The following is an 18,163-nucleotide window of genomic DNA, read 5'->3' as shown; positions in this document are numbered from 1 at the left end:
TCGTAATTAATCTTCCTTAAGAAATTGTAGTAGTTCAATTTGATTACCACTAGGATCTAAAAAAACATTATATTTCCCTGGTGGACAAGGCATTGCTTCATCAAATAGGACATGTACACCATATCCTTTTAATCTTTTTACATCCTCTTCTATATCCTTTGATTGTAATCCTAATAAGATATTGTTTCCTATCTGTTTTTCCTCATCTACTTCTTCTAATATAATTGGTACATGTTCATGTACTAAGCTTACAAGTTTTTCACTGTATTTCTTGGATATGTGGAAGTCTAAAATATTTGTATAAAAATGAACAGCTTCTATCATGTTTTTTACTTTAATTGTTACAACGCACACTGTATTCAACATAATTAGCATCCTCCTAGATTAAAAAGCACCAAAAAACTTTCCTATATTACATTCTCGTTTACGTATTTATTTCCCTCCAAAACGTCCGAGATAAATATGTTTATTTTTTTAAACATAAAAAGAGAACCTCCAATTGGTTCTCTTTGTCACTCATTGTTTATGTTTTGCTTGAACGAAAACTAATTTATCAACAAACCACTTTACCGAAACCATTATTAAAATATATATCGGAAATGAATAGATGTGCTCCCAAGTATAAGGTTGGTAGATGTCCATGAATATAGCTAAGGGTTCTAAAACAAAGGAGAAAGTGAGCGATGTAACGGTAGATGCTATTAAGTAAGTCTTCCAACTGTTAAAGTATTGATAAAGGGTCATAAAGATAATTGTGATAATGATATTTATACATATAATTCGGCTACCCCCTGGGATTATCATTGCAGGGTAATCCCACAAGATAAATTCCGAACCTAATACATCAAGAAAGTTAATAATACTAAAGGAAATGGATCCATACAAAAGAATTTTTACAAGTTTTGTTTGATCAACAATTTTAATCCATATGTAAACGAAGATAAACATACTAATAACTAAAAACCACCATTGAAAGGAAAAAAGTACTTCTTCAATCCAATAATTTACTCTTAAAATACTCACCTCATCTTGTAACTCCTTCATTCGCTCTAACATATTTATCTCCTTCATCAAAATCTACCTTCTATAAGTGGTTATGCTATATTTATCTTGTGTAAGTCTGGCAAATTTATGAAAGTAAATAAAAAGCACTTGGAAACTGAATTCCAAGTACTTTGGTGTTTTATGCCTTTTTTAACATGTCTCTATTCAATTCACTTACATTTCGCTTTCCAGATAAAGCTAACGTTAAATCGAAATCAGCAATTAAGTTTCGGAGCACTTGCTTTACACCTTCTTCTCCAGCTAAGGCCAAACCATACATATATGGACGTCCTACAAGTACAGCTTTTGCTCCTAGTGCCAATGCCTTTACGATATCTGAGCCCCTTCGGATTCCACTGTCCATTAACACTGGAATTTGACCTTTCACCACATCAACGATTTCTGGTAAAGCGTCAATAGCTGGAACTGCACCATCAACTTGTCTGCCCCCGTGGTTACTTACAATTATTCCATCGGCACCATGCTCAACAGCAAGATGAGCATCATCTGGGTGTAGAATTCCTTTTAACAGTATTGGAAGGGATGTTTGTGATTTAATGAATTCTAAGTCCTTCCATGTTAATGTTGGATTTCCAAAAATTTGTGACCATAGCATAATTGCTGAACGGATATCTTCTTGAGGTGATTTTTCCAATCTAGAGCAAAAAACTGGATCACTTAAATAATTCCCAATACCTTCTGCCTGTAAAAATGGCAAATAGGCGTGTTCAATATCTTTTTCTCTCCACCCCATCATTGGTGTGTCTAATGTAATAACAATGGCACCATACCCTGCAGCCTCAGCTCGCTTTACCATGCTAGCAGCAATTTCCTTATCACTACTCCAATATAACTGGAACCATCTCTCTTTGTCCCCCATTGCTTCTGCTGTTTTTTCTATGCTGTATGTAGAGGCGGTACTTGCTATAAATGGGACATCCATTGCTGCCGCACCACGAGCACTAGCTAATTCACCCTCTGGATGAACAATAGATTGGACTCCTACAGGTGCACACAAAATTGGATACGCATATTTCTTTCCGAAAAGCTCAATGCTTAAATCTCTCACGGATGTATCGCATAGCATTCTCGGAACGATTTGCCATTTTTCAAAAGACTTATTGTTGCTTTTAACCGTTACCTCAGCTCCTGCAGATGCAGCAACATAGTCATAAGGCTTTGCATCTAATTTTTCTTTTGCTTTTGCCTCTAACTGTTCAAACGACGAAGGAATAATGTTTTCCTCCATATGCTGATACACTTTAGCCTGTACTAGATTTCCAAAACTCATTATATCTCCCCTTTGATAAATTAGGTAAATTATGAAATATTCTTACTTTATTTACTTAAACTACGATTAACTATAGCTATGATTGTTGAGTGCTACACCGCTGCTTCAGCAGAATACTTCGCTAAGATTGATTTTCTGATTCAAGAAAAGTGGTAAACCATATAGCATGTTAGAATACTTCCTACTAAGGCTATATTTTTAACTTGCTTTTGCCCAATTCATCAGTACATTAAAGATCCGTAGCGGCTGTGATTCATACATATAAGTTACGTCGCATTTTCCATCAACTGTGAAACAAATAATAAAAATCGTTCGAAAAGGTCATAATTTAAGCGATAAAGCTCATGACTATTATCCTAGCTCTTCGACAATTGCACGTCCTGCGACCCTTCCCGAAAACAAACAGCCACCTACAAATGTTCCTTCTAGTGCTCGATAGCCATGTAATCCGCCACCACCAAAACCGGAAACCTCACCTGCAGCATAAAGACCTGGAACAGGCTCACCAGACTCATTTAAAACTCGCCCATTTAAATCAGTTTGTAAACCACCTAACGTTTTTCGACTTAAAATATTAATTCGTACCGCAATAAGTGGGCCATTCTTAGGATCTAATATCTTGTGAGGTGGTGCCACACGTATAAGTTTGTCCCCAAGATATTTTCTAGCACCGCGTATCGCAGTTACTTGTAAATCCTTAGAGAATTTATTATTGAGTGCCATATCACGTGCTTTAATTTGTCTTTCGATATCGTCCAAATTTAGAAGGTTTTCATCAGTTAACTTGTTCATTCCTTCTACTAAATCACCCAAATTATTGGCAACAACAAAGTCCTCCCCTTTATCCATAAATGCTTGAACTGGTTCGGTTGCACCAGGTAACGCACGTGCTAATACCTTCTTAATGCTTTTCCCTGTTAAATCAGGATTTTGTTCCGAACCGGATAAGGCGAATTCTTTTTCTATTATTTTTTGTGTCAATATAAACCATGAATAATCGTAACCTGTCTTTTGTATTGCTTCTAAAGTGCCTAGCGTGTCAAAACCAGGAAAATTAGGTGTCGGAAATCTTCTGCCTTCTGCATCTAACCAAATAGAAGACGGTCCAGGTAAAATGCGAATACCATGATCTTTCCAAATGGAGTTCCAGTTTTTGATTCCTTCTGTGTAATGCCACATTCTATCTCGATTGACAATCCTACCACCTACGTTCTCTGTAATTTCAAGCATTCGCCCATCTACATGAGCTGGTACGCCTGAAATCATATTCTTAGGTGGTTCTCCCAATCGACTTGGCCAATTTTTTCGTATTAAATCAAAATTAGCACCAATTCCCCCGCTTGAAACGACTACTACTTTTGCTTGGAATGTAAAATGATCGACTACCTCTCTAGAGCTTTCCTGTCCTCTTTCCACGTTACTTGGTGCTAGAATAGATCCCTTTACACCAGTTATGGAACCGTTATTCGTCAGAAGCTCATCTACACGATGGCGAGGTCGGTATTCTACCAATCCATTTTTCATATGATCCCTTACTCGACGTTCGAAAGGTTCTACGATTCCTGGTCCTGTTCCCCAAACGATGTGAAAACGAGGAACAGAATTTCCATGCCCTTCTGCAAGATAACCACCTCGTTCTGCCCAACCAACAACTGGGAAGAACTTAACTCCCATTCCTTTTAACCAGGAACGCTTTTCTCCAGCAGCAAATTCAACATACGCTTCTGCCCATTTTTTTGCCCAGTAATCTTCATCATCATGACGATCGAATCCGGCAGTACCAAGCCAGTCTTGCCAAGCTAGTTCTTTGGAGTCTTTAATTCCCATTCGCCGTTGTTCTGGTGAGTCTACTAAAAACAGCCCGCCAAATGACCACCATGCCTGTCCACCTAAGGATCCCTCAGGTTCTTGGTCTAATAGCAGCACTTTTTTCCCACCATCTGCGATTTCTGCCGTTGCAACAAGACCAGCAATTCCAGCTCCTACCACAATCACATCAAAGTTCACGTAAAATCCTCCCTTCATTAACTTAGTAAGCGTTTTCAAATTTAAATAAAAATTTTCAGAACTTGATATGATGTCAATTTCATTACAATCAATATATACTTTCCTATCTGTCTAGTCAATAAATAATTAGAATATATTGACAATTAACGTTATAATAGATTTACTTTACGGTAAAATGAAAGAAATGAAAACTTAAGGGCTGATAAAGATGAAAAAAGAAAAAGTAGATCGCCGTTCAATGAGGGCTGAGAATTCAATTAAAAAGGTTTTAGAAGCAGCAAAAGCCCTCTTCATTCAACATGGATTTAAAGATACAACCATTTCCATGATTGCGAAGCATGCGGATGTTGGTTACGGTACGGCCTATACCCACTTCCCTAAGGGAAAAGATGAAATATTTTTAACGATTATTGAAGAAGTGATCGCTGATTTCTATGTGGTAGCTAATACGGAGTATACAGTTAATTCAAAGGAAGAAGCTTTTACTTTTATTCATCGAAACATTACACGGTTAATTGAACTATCGGTACAACACAAAAAAATGCTGGCGGTTTTTTATGAATCAATTGGTATTTCCGCTGCTACGAAGGAAATGTGGCAAGATATTAGCGACCGGTTTATTCAACGAATTGCTCAAAACGTTGTGCAGGCAATGGAGAAAAATATAGCTCATCGGAATGACTTTGATGAAGAAATAGTGGCTGGGGTGTTATTTTATACAGTTGAAAATAATCTTTGGAAAATCATTTTGGATCAAACAGTGACACCCCAAGGGGTAATTGCACATAATATTACAGAAGTGTATACGAATGGTTTATACAAATAATGATGAGTTCTACAGATAAAAAAAATAGCAAGAGCCTTTAAGCAAATAGGCTCTTGCTATTTTTTTACTTATGGTAACTTTCTATGAAGTCTAATAGGTTTTGGCCATACGGTAGAGGCTTGCTAAAATAATAACCCTGTATTTCATCACAATGCAAATCTTTTAAGATGGATAGTTGCTCGGTTGTTTCTACGCCCTCTCCCACTACTCGCATATTAAATTGGTGAGCTAATCGAATAATCATTTCAGCAATCGCTTTAATATCTTGATCAACAGTTATTTTTTCAACGAAACTCTTGTCTATTTTGATAACATCTGTTTTGAACTCTTTTAAATAACTTAGTGACGAATAGCCTGTCCCAAAATCATCTAAAGCGAGTGAAAATCCAGCAGTTCGAAACGCATTCAAAACATACGCAACTCTTTTTTTGTTATGAATGAACAATGATTCTGTTATTTCAATTTCGATTAGTGATGGCGAAATATGTGATTCTCTTAATATCTGTAAATACCGATCAACAATATCTTTATTCAAAAATTGGTTCGGTGAAAAATTTATTGACATTTTATAGGTAATATTGCTTTTACTGTTTATTTCTGTAAGGTATTCACAAGACTTCTTGAATACCCAATCACCTATTTCTCCCATCAGTCCAGTTTGCTCCGCAATAGGGATAAATTCAAAGGGAGATATTAAACCTAACTCAGGATGATCCCAACGAATGAGCGATTCGAAGCCTTCAATTTTTAATGTTTTCACGTTGATTCTTGGCTGAAAGTGTAAAAGAAACTGCTCTTCTTCAATCGCTTTTCTCATACTATTTTTTATAGTAAAGGAACGATAGTTAAAGGATTGAATGGAACCATCATAAATAGAAAAGTGATTCTTACCATTTTTTTTCGCAAAAGTCATTGCATTATTTGCATGTGCGAGAAGAGTCTGACTACCATTTCCATCTTCAGGAAATTTACAAAAACCTAAGCTTATCGAACAGAAAAATTCATATTCATTAATTAAAATCGGTTTTGTAAATAATTCCATAATTCGTTTTCCAGTTTCCTCTAATTGACTTGACGAATAAAGGTCTGGAATTATTATCGCAAACTCATCGCCCCCGAGCCGGGCTATGAAAGATTCTTTGCTTAGACATTCCGTTAATCTTTTCGCGATTTCCTTCAAAAACATATCACCTATATCATGTCCAAACATATCGTTTATGTGTTTGAAATCATCAATATCAAAAATACCTAAAACAAATCTTTCATTCGACTTTAACCCTTTGTTTACCATGGACTTAAGTCTTGAATCTAAGTAAAGTCTTGTTGGTAAATTTGTGTTGGGATCAAAAAACGTATTGTGTTGAATTTGCGTTTCTAATCTCTTTTCTTCTGTAATATTTCGGAAATTGACGACAATACCATTGATTCCAGGATAATCGATAAAATTTGTAAGGACTAGCTCATGAATATAATAAAGTCCATCGTCGTGAATGGCACGAATATGAATTTTATATGGGGTTTGTGGATCTTTTACGGCTTTGATTAGATAACATTTACATTTTTCCTTATCATCTGGATGAATCAGCTCTAGTACATCTTTATCAATAACAGAGTTTGCTTTTCTATTCGTAATCTTTTCGTAAGTAGGACTCATGTACGTAATGGTAAAATCTTGATCTAATATAGCTATTCCTTCATTTGAATGTTGTATAAGGGCTTTTATCCGTTCTTCTTGTAAATGTAAAGATTCTTCCATCCGCTTTTTTTCTGTAATATCGTTACGAAAAGAAATATATTGATACGGTTTGTTGTTTTCATTTAAAAATGGAACAATGATGGTGTCTACCCAATAAATTGAACCGTCTTTTGCCCTATTTCTAATTTCCCCTTTCCATACATTCCCTGTTCCTATAGTACGCCACATTTCTTTGAAAAAGTTTTTACTATGAAAATTAGAGTTTAAAATGCGATGATTACTTCCTATCAGTTCAGTTCTTAAAAACTTGGAAATATGGCAAAACCTATCATTAGCATAAGTAATCTCCCCTCTATTGTTTGTTACAGCAATTATAGAGGAGGTATCTAAAGCAACTTTTAAATTTTTCAATAGCTCGATATTTTCAGCAGTTAAATTATCGAGAGGAATATCTGAATCAAATAAATCCATCTGTCATTCACCAACTTAAGTATAGTTTGATTAAAATTCTTGGGTGATTTGATTAAGACTATCAGCTGCTGATGCTACTTCACTTGAGGCTTGATCTATTTGTTCAACAACTGCCAGTAAACTATCTAAATCTACCTCGATTTTTTCATTTTGTAGCTTTGTTTTCGTCATAGCTTCTAAAATATCCACAAAATATTTATCGGTCTTTTCCATGCTTTCCATACCAACATCAACTAGTTCAATCACATTTTTTACTGAATCAGAAACATTAACAATCTGTTCATTTGTTTTCGTAATTAGTTCTTCTACTGTTTCTGTTGATTCCTTTGTTTGTTGGGAAAGCTTTCTTATTTCTGTTGCAACAACAGAAAAACCTCTTCCGTGTTCTCCAGCTCTTGCAGATTCAATTGAAGCATTAAGTGCTAAAACATTCGTTTTCTCCGCAATATCAGAAACTATTTCAATTACTTCTGTTATCTTTTTAGCTATTTCGCTTAGTCCCTGTGAGTCTTTAGCAATGCGATTTATACTATTCTTCATAACAGTCAAGTTTTCATTTTGAAGCTCTAATTGTTTTTTTCCATTTTGTGATAGTGACTCGGAGTGGTTTGCCAATTCAGTTCCCTGTTTAGATAGATTAACAATATTTTCGGATTGTCCGACTAATTCTTTTATGGAAGCACTAGTTTCCTCTGAAATTGCGGCAAGACCTTCTGCTGTATAATTTACCTTTTGGCCTAACTCATATTTAAGCCTTTGATTTTCCATTCGAATACGTTCATTTTCATCCTCATATGCTTCTAGTACAATTTGTTGCTCTAAATTTAGCAATTTACTTACAACTGTTATGGACTGAAGTAATTCGCTAGGTATTTGAATGTTTTCTTCTAGTATTTTGCTTAATGAATTAAACAAATCCTGAAATGCGGACATATACCATTTTGTTTGAAGACCAATTCTAACATGAGCATGAGCTATTCTTAAACGCTTATCAATAAATGTTTGATCTATTGAGCCGTTAAATAATTCTTGGATATGTATTTTTAGCGTTTGTTTTAGCCGTTGTACACTACTATGTTCTTCAATAATACTTAAAAGGTTAGGCTGTCTTGTAATATTTCCATAAAATTGTTCCGTAATGGAGTCAATATTATTTTCTATTATAGGCTTTAATACTTTAATAACCTTTAAATCATCTTCCGACAATTTTATAATTTCAATCTGTCTCGCTAAATCACTTTCACTTGAAATTTTCAATATTGCTTTTTGTTGTGCTGCATTTTCTAAAAGACTTTGCCCTTTTCCCTGTTTTTTAGAGCTAGTTAAGTTAAATATTTTCAATTATGAATCCCCCAATATCGCAAATTATAATGTTACTGTTTCCAACATAAAGATAGTTTTATCTGTAATTATAAACAAAACATTACAAAAATTGCGGATTTTACAGGAGTTTATTACATGAAAATGGACAACTTTCATAAATATGTCACATTTGTTTGTAACTTAAAACTAGTTTCAAAAAAAGACGGATCAATTATAGACTGTCTAAAAAATGAATTACATTTTTGCATGGACAATTAAACGATGTGTTGCTGTATCTATAGGGGTACAAGTGATTAACGTTAAAATTTTATCCGAACTAGGTTGGTATAAAACAGATAAATCAGTTGGCACAACTACTTTTGTTTCAAAAACCGTATATGTGTAACGTTTACCCATATAGTTCACATGAATTTCGTCACCGATCTTCACTTCATCTAAACGATTAAAAAAACGCCCATATGTATACGACCTGTGGGCAGCAATAGCTGAATTTCCGATTTCACCAGGTTTAGCTGTTTCCTTTAACCGACCAGCTGCATAACGCATATTTTTTTCTGTGGCACCATCTAATAGAGGAAGTTGAACTTGTATGGTGGGGATTTCGATGTGACCAATTGGTTGGTTCGTAGTGGATTTTTTCACTGGAGTATCTAAAATGGGATCATCATATCGCTCATCTTGTTTCAACTTTTTCTCTAAGAAAACGTCCCAATCTTCTTCCAGAAAAACATCTTGTAATTGTAAAAACTCTTCTTCTCCCACCTCTTGTATAACAGGCTCAAATTCAATGTTCATTGCTTCTTCCAACAGTTTCTTTTCTATGTGGTTTGAATATATTTGAGCAGAAATAGGATAACTTATTAAAATGATTCCAAATAAAATAAATAAATAGGATAGCCATTTCATGTACAGATACCTCCAACAAAAAAAGAAATGGTAACTCGGAGGGAAATAAGCTATGCGGTTACATAGTCCCAGCCATTTGGAATAGAACAAAATATAGAACTAGAGGGGTTGATCTATTCCAAAATCGAGTCACCAAATCTTCTATTATTCTTCCATTAAACTTTTTCTTCTATATAGGAATGCACCTAGAAGAATGGACGCTAAGCCAGACAAGTAGAAAGGTAATTTTGAATAATCACCAGTTTTCGGAAGCTCTTTGTCATCATCATCTTTAGGGTCATCTACATCTCCAACTACTGGTTCCTCGTCAGAATCGTCGGTTGGATCTTCAGTGTCTTTAGGATCCTCTGGATTAATTGGAGTTTCAGGTTCTTCTGGTTGTTCTGGAGTTTCGGGTTCTTCTGGAGTTTCAGGCTCTTCTGGTTGTTCAGGTTCTTCAGGTTCAACACAAAGGGTTGAAGTAGAAGATGCTGTTGAAGTTCGAGTGGAACCATCTGGACCAGTTAAAGTCCAAACTAAATTACCACCACTAAAGTCTTGGTAAAATACTTTGTTCTGGCGACCAACTTCATAGGTCTCTGGGAAATTGGGTTCACCAATTGTATTGCCAGTAAATTTTGACTGTACTAACTCTGCAGAAATTGGTTCATCATTCTTGTTGCTGTATCCAAACCATGCTCGGTAAACTCCCTCTTCTACTAACTGAATACATTCAAGAACTGGAGAAATGGAGTCGTAAATGATTTCTTCCGAGTCTCCACAGTCATAGAAATAAGATTCCGATTGCATTCCATTATCACCGCCAGGATGACCTTCTGGACGATCCACCATAATCCGATAATGTCCCTTTTCAGTTGGATAATAAGTTATATACGTAATTCCATCTGAATCAAAAGCTCTATCAGCATCTAAATCTTTTTCGTACGGCTCAATACCTTCTACTTGATTATGATTTGGTGCTGGACCAGCTTCTTCACCACCTGCTACAAAGTAAACTTTATAAGTAGGTGTAATACCCTTTGCTCTATCGGGTTTATCAACTTGCACCATTAAAACAATAGGCTCATCACAACTCAATGTATTATCTTCGTTCTCGTCTGTAACAGTATAGGATGTTTGATTCCATTCTTCTTTATCAGCAAACACAAGTAGACTTGTTCCAAAAATGGTTCCAAACATCACAACCAATCCACTTAACATAGGTATCATGATTTTCTTCAAGTCTTTCATCCTCCTTTCCATTAGTTAAAGTCGAAATAACTTATCTTACATAACGGAACAATTTCTGCTCTGTAGGAGCAATATTATTAATTCTTTTTAAAGAACAAAAACAAACGCGCACAAAGAATGTCTAAAATTGTTCTTTTCAGAGTTATTTATGTTCGTTATATAGAATTACTGAAAGTATAAGATATGTAATAAGAAAAGAAAAACGTTATAATTGCTTATTTTTCGTTATAAAGAACATAAAACCTAAAGTTTTCTTCGTCTTACTCTTTTTATCTTACTTTTTTGTTATTTTTAAAGAACTAAATTGTTTTATAAAACGAACATGATAATAAAAAACTACTGTCTTTTTATAACTTTTTATTTGTATGAAAAAAGAGGAAGTTGCCTTTTTGGCAACTCCCTCTCTTATGTACATTTTAGTTATTTCCTAAATTCAATGCTGTCTGAGCTATATGCATATCTTGATCAAGCTGTTTTGGTACGTCATGAGGATGATAAAAACCTTTTTCAATCATATAATTTGAAATCTGTTCGTGAAAATGTATAACTTCTTCTATTTGTTGTGTTAAGCTTTGTCTTACTTCAGGTGATGCAGATTCTGTAATGGCTACAGCATAATTTCTTATTTCTGCTTTTGCTGCCATTAAAATGTCTGTTGCAATTACTTGATCTGACAGATCCGCCACTCCAATAAGCTTCTCAATTAATGGGTTCATTGTTTTCCCTCCTTAGGACAAATGACTTTTTAATACGTTAATATGCTTATCGTGCATACTTGCATCTTGTTGCATGAGGCTTTTCAGTTTCTCATCTGTAACAAGTGCTTGCATAATAGTAGCCTTCGTTAAACACAAACTCTTAAAAGTAATAAGTTCGTGCATTTCTAATGTTTCATGTTGATATAATTCATCATTCATTTGTTTCCCTACTTTCATGTATTATTCGCCTAAAGCTCTATTTGCAAATTCAATATCTAAGTCCAACTGATCTTTCACATTTTTCGCATGATAAATGCCTTTGTTCTGTAAGAAGTTAAATATTCTTTCCTGTTGGTTAATAGCATCTTTTAATTCCTTCGTTAAAAAATCTCGTACTTCTTTTGAAGTTGTTTCAGTTATTGCAGTTGCGATATCTTTTATTGCTGCCTTTGCTTCGAACAACATATCTGTTGCAATGGTCTGATCAGTAGTGCTTAATGGATTAGTTTCCACATTCCTTCCTCCTTTAATGTAATGTCTTTTTAGCAGAGCTTAGTAAATCCTTCATACCTATAACCGATTTTTTTCCATGATCCATACTTTGTTCAATTAATAGTCTCAGCTCAGGGTTTTGTACTTTTTCTACTCTTTCCTTATCAAGGCTTAAGCATGTTGTTTTAAAGGCTAAAAGCTCTCGTACATCAGATATTTCATGAACACCAAATTTTGCACTATGCATCACATCATTTCACCTTCCTTTCTGATAACTATCGTTATTTTCTGTAAAGGGAAGAAAAATAATCATAAAAAAAAACAGACCTAGTAAGGCCTGTTTTCACGTTGAATTTTATATTGCATTTGGTTTTGGTGCAGTAGCTTTATACCACTGGTAAAAAAGAATTACAATGAGGATGACATCGACTAAATCACCTCCATAATACATAATCATAGCACCAACTTCAGCTTCGTAACCGTTAACACCATTCGGTGGATTTGCATATATGTATTTTGATAAAATTCCGTGTCCAGCCAATGCCAGGATAAAAACAATTGTCCGAAATGCAAAGCTGTAACGGTGAATAGTTGGATCTAGATAAATAATAGAAATGGTAAAGAAGTAGCCTGCTAGAAAAACATGTAAGTGCACGACCACATGAAATAATATGTTTTCGTGCATCAAAATGTATAGATTTGTCGTGTAAATAATCCAAAGTCCACCAACATTTAGGATCCCAGTTATGATTGGATTAGTCAAGTGTCCTATGATTTTACTACGAAGTACTTTTGTTATCAGACGAGCATAACGTACTGGAAGTGTACGGAGAAGCAATGTCATGGGCATTGCTACTACCATTAAAAGGGGTGCAAGCATGCCGAGAAACAAGTGCCCAATCATATGGGTTGGAAAATGGACATGAGCACGGACTGCTAGTGGTCCTAAAACAGTTATAATGGCTAAAAAACAACCTCCAAACCAGAAAAGTAAACGTGATATTGGCCATTTTTTATATGTTCGGTTCGAATAAACTACACAAATTACATATAAAACTACACCTAAAATAAATGGAAGTGCTAAAATAAGCTGGTTGAATAGGCTAACTGCTGGTATGTGATGATGATTCTCCATATTATCCACCTGCTTTGTTTCGAGAACGAACTGTTAAAAAAAGACCGAGGATAATTAGGACAACCGCAATAATGTTCCAGATTAAGTCATACATCAGGATGTTTTCGACGTAACGAATTTGGTGGATTCGCATTAGCTTATGCTGAATCGTTCCATCATACAATTGAAACATACCAATCCCAAGAAATATCCCACCAAACCACGGTTTGAATTGTAGTATTTGTCGTCTACGTAAATCCGCAAACAAAAATAACCCCCCAATGGTGGCAAACCAACTAAACGCATGGAAAAAACCATCTGAAACTAATCCTATTTCTTTGGTTGATTTATCATAAAAATGATGCCAATGAAGTAATTGGTGAAATACAGTCTCATCTATAAAAGCAGCAATTCCTATTCCAAATAATATTCCCGACCAAATAATACGAGAGGTATATTTTTTAACGACATTATTAGTTGCCAATTTATAGGTCTCCTTAACTATATGCAATATTATCCACCATTCTAACCAGTTGTACGGCCTTTATAACGATACATACTACTGCAAAGGAGAACTATTTTGAATTTCACTTATAAAATGTAAAAAAAGGACCCGGATTGGGTCCTCATCTAATAACGATTTCATTCTCTTCCACAGATACGATTAACTGTTCTTTTCCTTCTTCTTCTAACAATACGTCCGCAATTTTATCTTCTAATTGTTCTTGGATAACACGACGTAGTGGGCGTGCACCAAACGTTGGGTGATAGCCTAGTTCAATTAGTTTATTTTTTGCATCTACATTTACTTCCAGTTTAACTCCTTGTTCTTCTAGTTGCTTTTCTAAATCTGCTAGCATTAAGTCTAAGATATGAAGTAAATTATCTTTTTCTAACTTGTTAAATTCAATAATAGAATCAAAACGGTTTAGGAATTCTGGTTTAAAGTACGAACCTAGCGCCTCTAATATGCTGGATTCTTTCACCATATCTTCCCCGACTGAGTTAAAGCCAACTGTAATTTTCTTATGGCTTACTCCTGCATTACTAGTCATGATGACAACGGTATCCTTGAAGCTTACGGTTCTACCTTGACTATCTGTTAGTCTACCATCCTCTAAAATTTGTAGGAACATATGTTGAACATCAGGATGAGCTTTTTCTATTTCATCCAACAAAATAAGACTATAAGGATTACGTCTTACTTTTTCCGTTAACTGTCCTGCTTCTTCATGCCCCACATATCCTGGTGGTGAGCCAATTAACTTGGAAACCGCGTGTCTCTCCATATATTCACTCATGTCTAGTCTAATCATCGTTTCTTTTGAACCAAAAAGTTCTTCTGCTAGTGATTTTGATAATTCGGTTTTACCAACCCCAGTTGGACCAACAAATAAGAAGGATCCAATAGGCCTATATTTTGATTTCAAGCCAGCGCGACTACGACGTATTGCTTTTGCCACCTTTTTAACTGCTTCACCTTGTCCAATAACTTTACTAGCAAGATTACCTTCTAAATTCTTCACTTTTTCTTTTTCGTTTTCTTGTAGCTTACCGACAGGAATGCTTGTCTTACTTTCGATTAGACTCAGAATAAAATCTTCATCTACAATTCCTTTGTTTGGTGTGTGCCCTTCTTGCAGTTGATTTTCCAACTCTAACTCTTCATCACGCAGTTTAGCAGCTTCTTCATATCGTTCTGCTACTGTTGCTTCTTGTTTTTTATGACGTATTTCATTTAGTTGATTTTTTATAGTAGCTGATTCTTTTCCTTCAGATAAAAGATTTACTTTTGAACCTGCTTCATCAAGTAAGTCAATTGCTTTATCTGGTAGAAAACGATCTTGAATGTATCGGTCTGACAATGTTACACAGGCTTTAATCGCTTCTTCTGTAAACTGAACCTGATGATATTCTTCATATCTTGCTTGTAAACCTTTTAAGATTTCCATCGCTTCAACGATTGTTGGTTCTTTTACTATAATCGGTTGGAATCGTCTTTCTAATGCGGCATCTTTTTCAATCTGACGATACTCTTTTAACGTTGTTGCTCCAATAACTTGCAACTCGCCTCTAGCCAATGCTGGCTTTAAAATATTTCCTGCATCCATGGAACCTTCAGCAGCACCTGCACCTACTAACTGATGAATTTCATCAATAAATAAGATAACATTTTGACGTGTTTGCAGCTCATTAATAATAGCTTTAATACGCTCCTCAAAGGAACCACGAATTCCTGTTCCTGCTGTTAAAGAAGCAACATCCATTACATATAATTCTTTATTTAAAATTTTAGCTGGGACTTCTCCAGCTATTATTTTTAAAGCTAACCCTTCTGCTATTGCTGTTTTCCCGACTCCAGGCTCCCCAATGAGGACTGGATTGTTCTTATTTCTTCTATTTAAAATTTCGATAACTCTCTCAACTTCTTTGTCTCTACCTATAACCGGATCAACTTGTCCATTTCTTGCTTGGTTTGTCACATTACGACCAAACTGATCCAACATACCGTTTCCGCCCTTTCCACCTTGTGTAGATGGAGAAGTTGGTTGCTTCATTGCATGGGAAGATCCATTAACAGAACCAAATCCTTTAAATAACTCATCAAAAGGGTATCCGCCAGTAAATCCAGAAGGCATACTATGTTTAGCATGCTGCTTTTCAAAACAGGAATGACACATTTTCATTTCTGTTTTCTCCTGATTTACTTGTGTATACACGTTTATTGTTGCCTGTTTTTTTTGACAAACTTGACACAACATACAAATTACCTCCTCGATTTATTTGTTTGACCTTCTTTGACCTTCGTTTGATTTTATTATACTTTGACCTTCTTTGACTTTCAAGTAGTTTGTTTAAACAGAAAAAGATCCCCCTGTTTTACTATCTGCAGGAGGATCTATCTATTACTTATTCATATACAATCCCGTCTTCATCAATATAAATGGATTTGATAATGGTGCGTTGGAAATCTTCTTTTCCATATTTACCTTTTAGGTTTATGGTTATATTATACATTCCATCATCAAAATGAGGAATTTTATAGGTTCCACTACTATTTTTCTTCACATTAATTTTATGCATTTTTAATTTTCCATTTTTATAATATTCTAATGTCATATCAGTTTTTACTTTTAGTTGTTTATCCTTAACAGTAGTCTTTACATTCTTTTTTCCATCTAGACTAACCGTAAACATGTCATTCAATTTACTTGTGAAAGAAACTTGTAGTAAGTAACTTGCCTTGTTGTTGGAGTTAGTAGTAAGTTTCCATTTTCCAGCTGATGGATTAGCAATCGTTAATGTATGGTGGTATGCTCCATTGAAAAACTCCGTATCATTTTGAAGCTCATAATTCGCAAAAGTTTGGCCATTCGGGTCTGTTAAGACGAGTTCTTCCATTTGTTTGTCACTAACAAAATCCACTGTAATTTCTTCCGCATCTTCTTCAACGGAAATATCTATCTTGTTGTTCCCTTTAAATTCTCCACCCGTAATGTAGGCGCCAGCATTTTCTCTTGGCTTTGTTTGCTGAGGAATCGATGTAGTCTTAAAGCTAGCCATGGAGTAGACGTTTTCTTTTAAATAGTTATCAAAGTGATAAAACGTAGATGAACCTTCTTTAATCGTGGAATGATTCCACTTATCAACGGCAATTTCTGTTGCGTAAGGCAATCTTGAACTACTTACGGTAACAGCTCCATCATTTTGGCCGTATGCCCTTAAGTATAAACCTCCCCAATAAAGAGAACTTCCGAAGCTGCCCCATTTTGTTCCACCGAATGTATAAATTGGATTTTGATAAACATCTGCATGTCTATCTGTTAGATTTCTAAAATAACTCATATAGCCTGTCTGAAGTGAGTACGTCGCGTCATTTTTACTTCCTAAAATACCACTCAACCAACCAGCCCAACTACTGTATGCGAGGTCAGCTAGTTGGGATCCGTGATGTGGGGTTGATAATGTAATGACTCTTTCTACATAAGGATGTGCTCCATAATGCACAAGTGCTGATTGTGTATCTATTCCACCTTTACTATGAGCAACAACGACTACCTTTTCACCAAAATGGTTGTAGATGTCGCGCAACTTTTCGGCTAATAAATATCCATTATCCCACATGTTTTTTGTAGGATAAAGATCAATAAAAGACGTTTCATAACCATTATTATAGGCTGTTGCATACATGTCATTTTCGTTCCACCATGTGTTAGACGAGCTGTTTAGGCCATGAACAAATAAAATTGGATGCTTGTCTGTAGAGATATAAGATGGCTCATCTCCAACATACCACTGACCTGGTACACCGGAAGGATCATCTTTTCCGAAAGATCCAGCAAAACTATTGCCCGGCAGAATGAGAAAAAAGATTAGAAACGCAAATAAACTTTTTCTTAGCATTACCTCTCCCCTTTTCCTATCAATTTTAGATGCCCAACTAAATGGAATCCATTACTATATATAGAAGAAGATTTCATTTATAGTACAAATGAATAGAAATGAGGAAAAAAGTAATAGCTAACCTTTTTGTATATCGTGTGCTAAATTATGTAAGAATTCACGTATTTCTTTTTTACTTTTCAGTTCATACACTTTTTTATCTTTTCCGTTTTTCAGAAAAACTTGAAATCTATCCCGCATCTTTTTCTTTCTAGACTTATATGTCGTGATAATAAATTTAAGAAATGGATAGTCTAATTTTTCTGTACAACCTTCTCCCATATCAGAACGGTTTTTCCCTAAGTTTTTTAAGAATCTAGTTATTACTCGATATAAGCAGACGCGTAAAGGCAATTCTAAATAAATAATCGTGTCTGCTCTCTTCATTCTAATATCATATGTATTACTGTAATTACCTTCAATAATCCATTCGTCCTCTTTTACTATTTCGTTCTGCTTTTGAGAAAACTCCTCTAAAGAAGCTTCTACCCACCCGGGCTTCCAATACAAAGTATCAAGATGGTGAACATTAAGATTTAAAATTTCCCCTAACTGTTTCGAAAAGGTTGATTTTCCTACACCTGCAGAAACTCCCATTACCATAATTCGTTTCAAACAATTC

At 35.1% G+C, this 18,163-nt stretch carries 18 protein-coding genes; 1 reads left to right on the top strand and 17 read right to left on the bottom strand.

Annotation, left to right across the window (positions count from 1 at the left end):
• Nucleotides 1-6: 6 nt before the first annotated feature.
• The 4 genes from HNQ94_RS05625 to HNQ94_RS05610 form a co-directional block, all read right to left on the bottom strand.
• Entirely contained in the window at nt 7-366 is a 360-nt protein-coding gene (locus HNQ94_RS05625) for a VOC family protein (protein ID WP_174495270.1), read from the bottom strand.
• 150 nt (nt 367-516) lie between these two features.
• Nucleotides 517-1,071: a hypothetical protein gene (locus HNQ94_RS05620; RefSeq protein ID WP_174495269.1), complete on the bottom strand. Its 555-nt coding sequence runs from the start codon at nt 1,069-1,071 to the stop codon at nt 517-519.
• 112 nt (nt 1,072-1,183) lie between these two features.
• Nucleotides 1,184-2,335: a lactate 2-monooxygenase gene (locus HNQ94_RS05615; RefSeq protein WP_174495268.1), complete on the bottom strand. Its 1,152-nt coding sequence runs from the start codon at nt 2,333-2,335 to the stop codon at nt 1,184-1,186.
• Between the two features lie 351 nt (nt 2,336-2,686).
• Nucleotides 2,687-4,342: an FAD-binding dehydrogenase gene (locus tag HNQ94_RS05610; RefSeq protein WP_174495267.1), complete on the bottom strand. Its 1,656-nt coding sequence runs from the start codon at nt 4,340-4,342 to the stop codon at nt 2,687-2,689.
• A gap of 208 nt (nt 4,343-4,550) precedes the next feature.
• Between HNQ94_RS05610 and HNQ94_RS05605 the strand changes: the two genes are divergently transcribed.
• Nucleotides 4,551-5,168 (top strand): TetR/AcrR family transcriptional regulator, encoded by a 618-nt coding sequence (locus HNQ94_RS05605; protein ID WP_174495266.1) that lies wholly within the window; start codon nt 4,551-4,553, stop codon nt 5,166-5,168.
• A 64-nt stretch (nt 5,169-5,232) separates the two neighbouring features.
• On the opposite strand, the gene HNQ94_RS05600 is transcribed toward HNQ94_RS05605, so the two are convergent.
• The 13 genes from HNQ94_RS05600 to HNQ94_RS05540 all read right to left on the bottom strand — a co-directional run bounded on the left by HNQ94_RS05600 (nt 5,233) and on the right by HNQ94_RS05540 (nt 18,156).
• Nucleotides 5,233-7,335, bottom strand: coding sequence for a sensor domain-containing protein (locus HNQ94_RS05600; RefSeq protein WP_174495265.1), 2,103 nt, complete (start codon nt 7,333-7,335; stop codon nt 5,233-5,235).
• A gap of 30 nt (nt 7,336-7,365) precedes the next feature.
• Nucleotides 7,366-8,676, bottom strand: a complete 1,311-nt coding sequence (locus HNQ94_RS05595; RefSeq protein WP_174495264.1) for a globin-coupled sensor protein — start codon at nt 8,674-8,676, stop codon at nt 7,366-7,368.
• Nucleotides 8,677-8,892: 216 nt separating this feature from the next.
• Nucleotides 8,893-9,564 carry a class D sortase gene (locus HNQ94_RS05590; RefSeq protein ID WP_246199936.1) on the bottom strand — a complete coding sequence of 224 codons (672 nt, stop codon included), beginning with the start codon at nt 9,562-9,564 and terminating at the stop codon, nt 8,893-8,895.
• 144 nt (nt 9,565-9,708) lie between these two features.
• The gene (locus HNQ94_RS05585; protein ID WP_174495263.1) at nt 9,709-10,785 is read right to left on the bottom strand and encodes an LPXTG cell wall anchor domain-containing protein; all 1,077 of its coding nucleotides are present in this window, start codon (nt 10,783-10,785) and stop codon (nt 9,709-9,711) included.
• Between the two features lie 425 nt (nt 10,786-11,210).
• A complete protein-coding gene (locus tag HNQ94_RS05580; RefSeq protein WP_174495262.1) occupies nt 11,211-11,510 on the bottom strand; it encodes a spore coat protein in 300 nt (99 codons plus the stop codon).
• 12 nt (nt 11,511-11,522) lie between these two features.
• Nucleotides 11,523-11,711, bottom strand: coding sequence for a hypothetical protein (locus HNQ94_RS05575; protein WP_174495261.1), 189 nt, complete (start codon nt 11,709-11,711; stop codon nt 11,523-11,525).
• Between the two features lie 21 nt (nt 11,712-11,732).
• Nucleotides 11,733-12,005, bottom strand: coding sequence for a spore coat protein (locus HNQ94_RS05570; protein ID WP_246199935.1), 273 nt, complete (start codon nt 12,003-12,005; stop codon nt 11,733-11,735).
• A gap of 13 nt (nt 12,006-12,018) precedes the next feature.
• Nucleotides 12,019-12,231 carry a hypothetical protein gene (locus HNQ94_RS05565; protein ID WP_174495260.1) on the bottom strand — a complete coding sequence of 71 codons (213 nt, stop codon included), beginning with the start codon at nt 12,229-12,231 and terminating at the stop codon, nt 12,019-12,021.
• Between the two features lie 108 nt (nt 12,232-12,339).
• Nucleotides 12,340-13,119 carry a cytochrome c oxidase assembly protein gene (locus HNQ94_RS05560; protein ID WP_174495259.1) on the bottom strand — a complete coding sequence of 260 codons (780 nt, stop codon included), beginning with the start codon at nt 13,117-13,119 and terminating at the stop codon, nt 12,340-12,342.
• Between the two features lies 1 nt (nt 13,120).
• The gene (locus tag HNQ94_RS05555) at nt 13,121-13,582 is read right to left on the bottom strand and encodes a DUF2243 domain-containing protein (protein ID WP_174495258.1); all 462 of its coding nucleotides are present in this window, start codon (nt 13,580-13,582) and stop codon (nt 13,121-13,123) included.
• Between the two features lie 142 nt (nt 13,583-13,724).
• On the bottom strand, nt 13,725-15,860 hold the full coding sequence (locus HNQ94_RS05550) for an ATP-dependent Clp protease ATP-binding subunit (protein WP_174495257.1): 2,136 nt from the start codon (nt 15,858-15,860) through the stop codon (nt 13,725-13,727).
• A gap of 148 nt (nt 15,861-16,008) precedes the next feature.
• Complete coding sequence (locus HNQ94_RS05545) at nt 16,009-17,502, bottom strand: esterase/lipase family protein (protein WP_174495256.1); 1,494 nt, start codon at nt 17,500-17,502, stop codon at nt 16,009-16,011.
• A gap of 117 nt (nt 17,503-17,619) precedes the next feature.
• A complete protein-coding gene (locus HNQ94_RS05540) occupies nt 17,620-18,156 on the bottom strand; it encodes a P-loop NTPase family protein (RefSeq protein WP_174495255.1) in 537 nt (178 codons plus the stop codon).
• Nucleotides 18,157-18,163 lie beyond the last annotated feature (7 nt).

This window comes from Salirhabdus euzebyi (assembly GCF_014207435.1).
GTDB lineage: Bacteria > Bacillota > Bacilli > Bacillales > Alkalibacillaceae > Salirhabdus > Salirhabdus euzebyi.
This window is presented reverse-complemented; position numbering and strand designations above follow the sequence as displayed.

Coding starts and splice junctions, on each gene's coding strand:
- HNQ94_RS05625 (WP_174495270.1), bottom strand. CDS start 366: ATGTTGAATACAGTGTGCGTTGTAACAATTAAAGTAAAAAACATGATA.
- HNQ94_RS05620 (WP_174495269.1), bottom strand. CDS start 1,071: ATGAAGGAGATAAATATGTTAGAGCGAATGAAGGAGTTACAAGATGAG.
- HNQ94_RS05615 (WP_174495268.1), bottom strand. CDS start 2,335: ATGAGTTTTGGAAATCTAGTACAGGCTAAAGTGTATCAGCATATGGAG.
- HNQ94_RS05605 (WP_174495266.1), top strand. CDS start 4,551: ATGAAAAAAGAAAAAGTAGATCGCCGTTCAATGAGGGCTGAGAATTCA.
- HNQ94_RS05600 (WP_174495265.1), bottom strand. CDS start 7,335: ATGGATTTATTTGATTCAGATATTCCTCTCGATAATTTAACTGCTGAA.
- HNQ94_RS05590 (WP_246199936.1), bottom strand. CDS start 9,564: ATGAAATGGCTATCCTATTTATTTATTTTATTTGGAATCATTTTAATA.
- HNQ94_RS05580 (WP_174495262.1), bottom strand. CDS start 11,510: ATGAACCCATTAATTGAGAAGCTTATTGGAGTGGCGGATCTGTCAGAT.
- HNQ94_RS05575 (WP_174495261.1), bottom strand. CDS start 11,711: ATGAATGATGAATTATATCAACATGAAACATTAGAAATGCACGAACTT.
- HNQ94_RS05565 (WP_174495260.1), bottom strand. CDS start 12,231: ATGCATAGTGCAAAATTTGGTGTTCATGAAATATCTGATGTACGAGAG.
- HNQ94_RS05560 (WP_174495259.1), bottom strand. CDS start 13,119: ATGGAGAATCATCATCACATACCAGCAGTTAGCCTATTCAACCAGCTT.
- HNQ94_RS05550 (WP_174495257.1), bottom strand. CDS start 15,860: ATGTTGTGTCAAGTTTGTCAAAAAAAACAGGCAACAATAAACGTGTAT.
- HNQ94_RS05545 (WP_174495256.1), bottom strand. CDS start 17,502: ATGCTAAGAAAAAGTTTATTTGCGTTTCTAATCTTTTTTCTCATTCTG.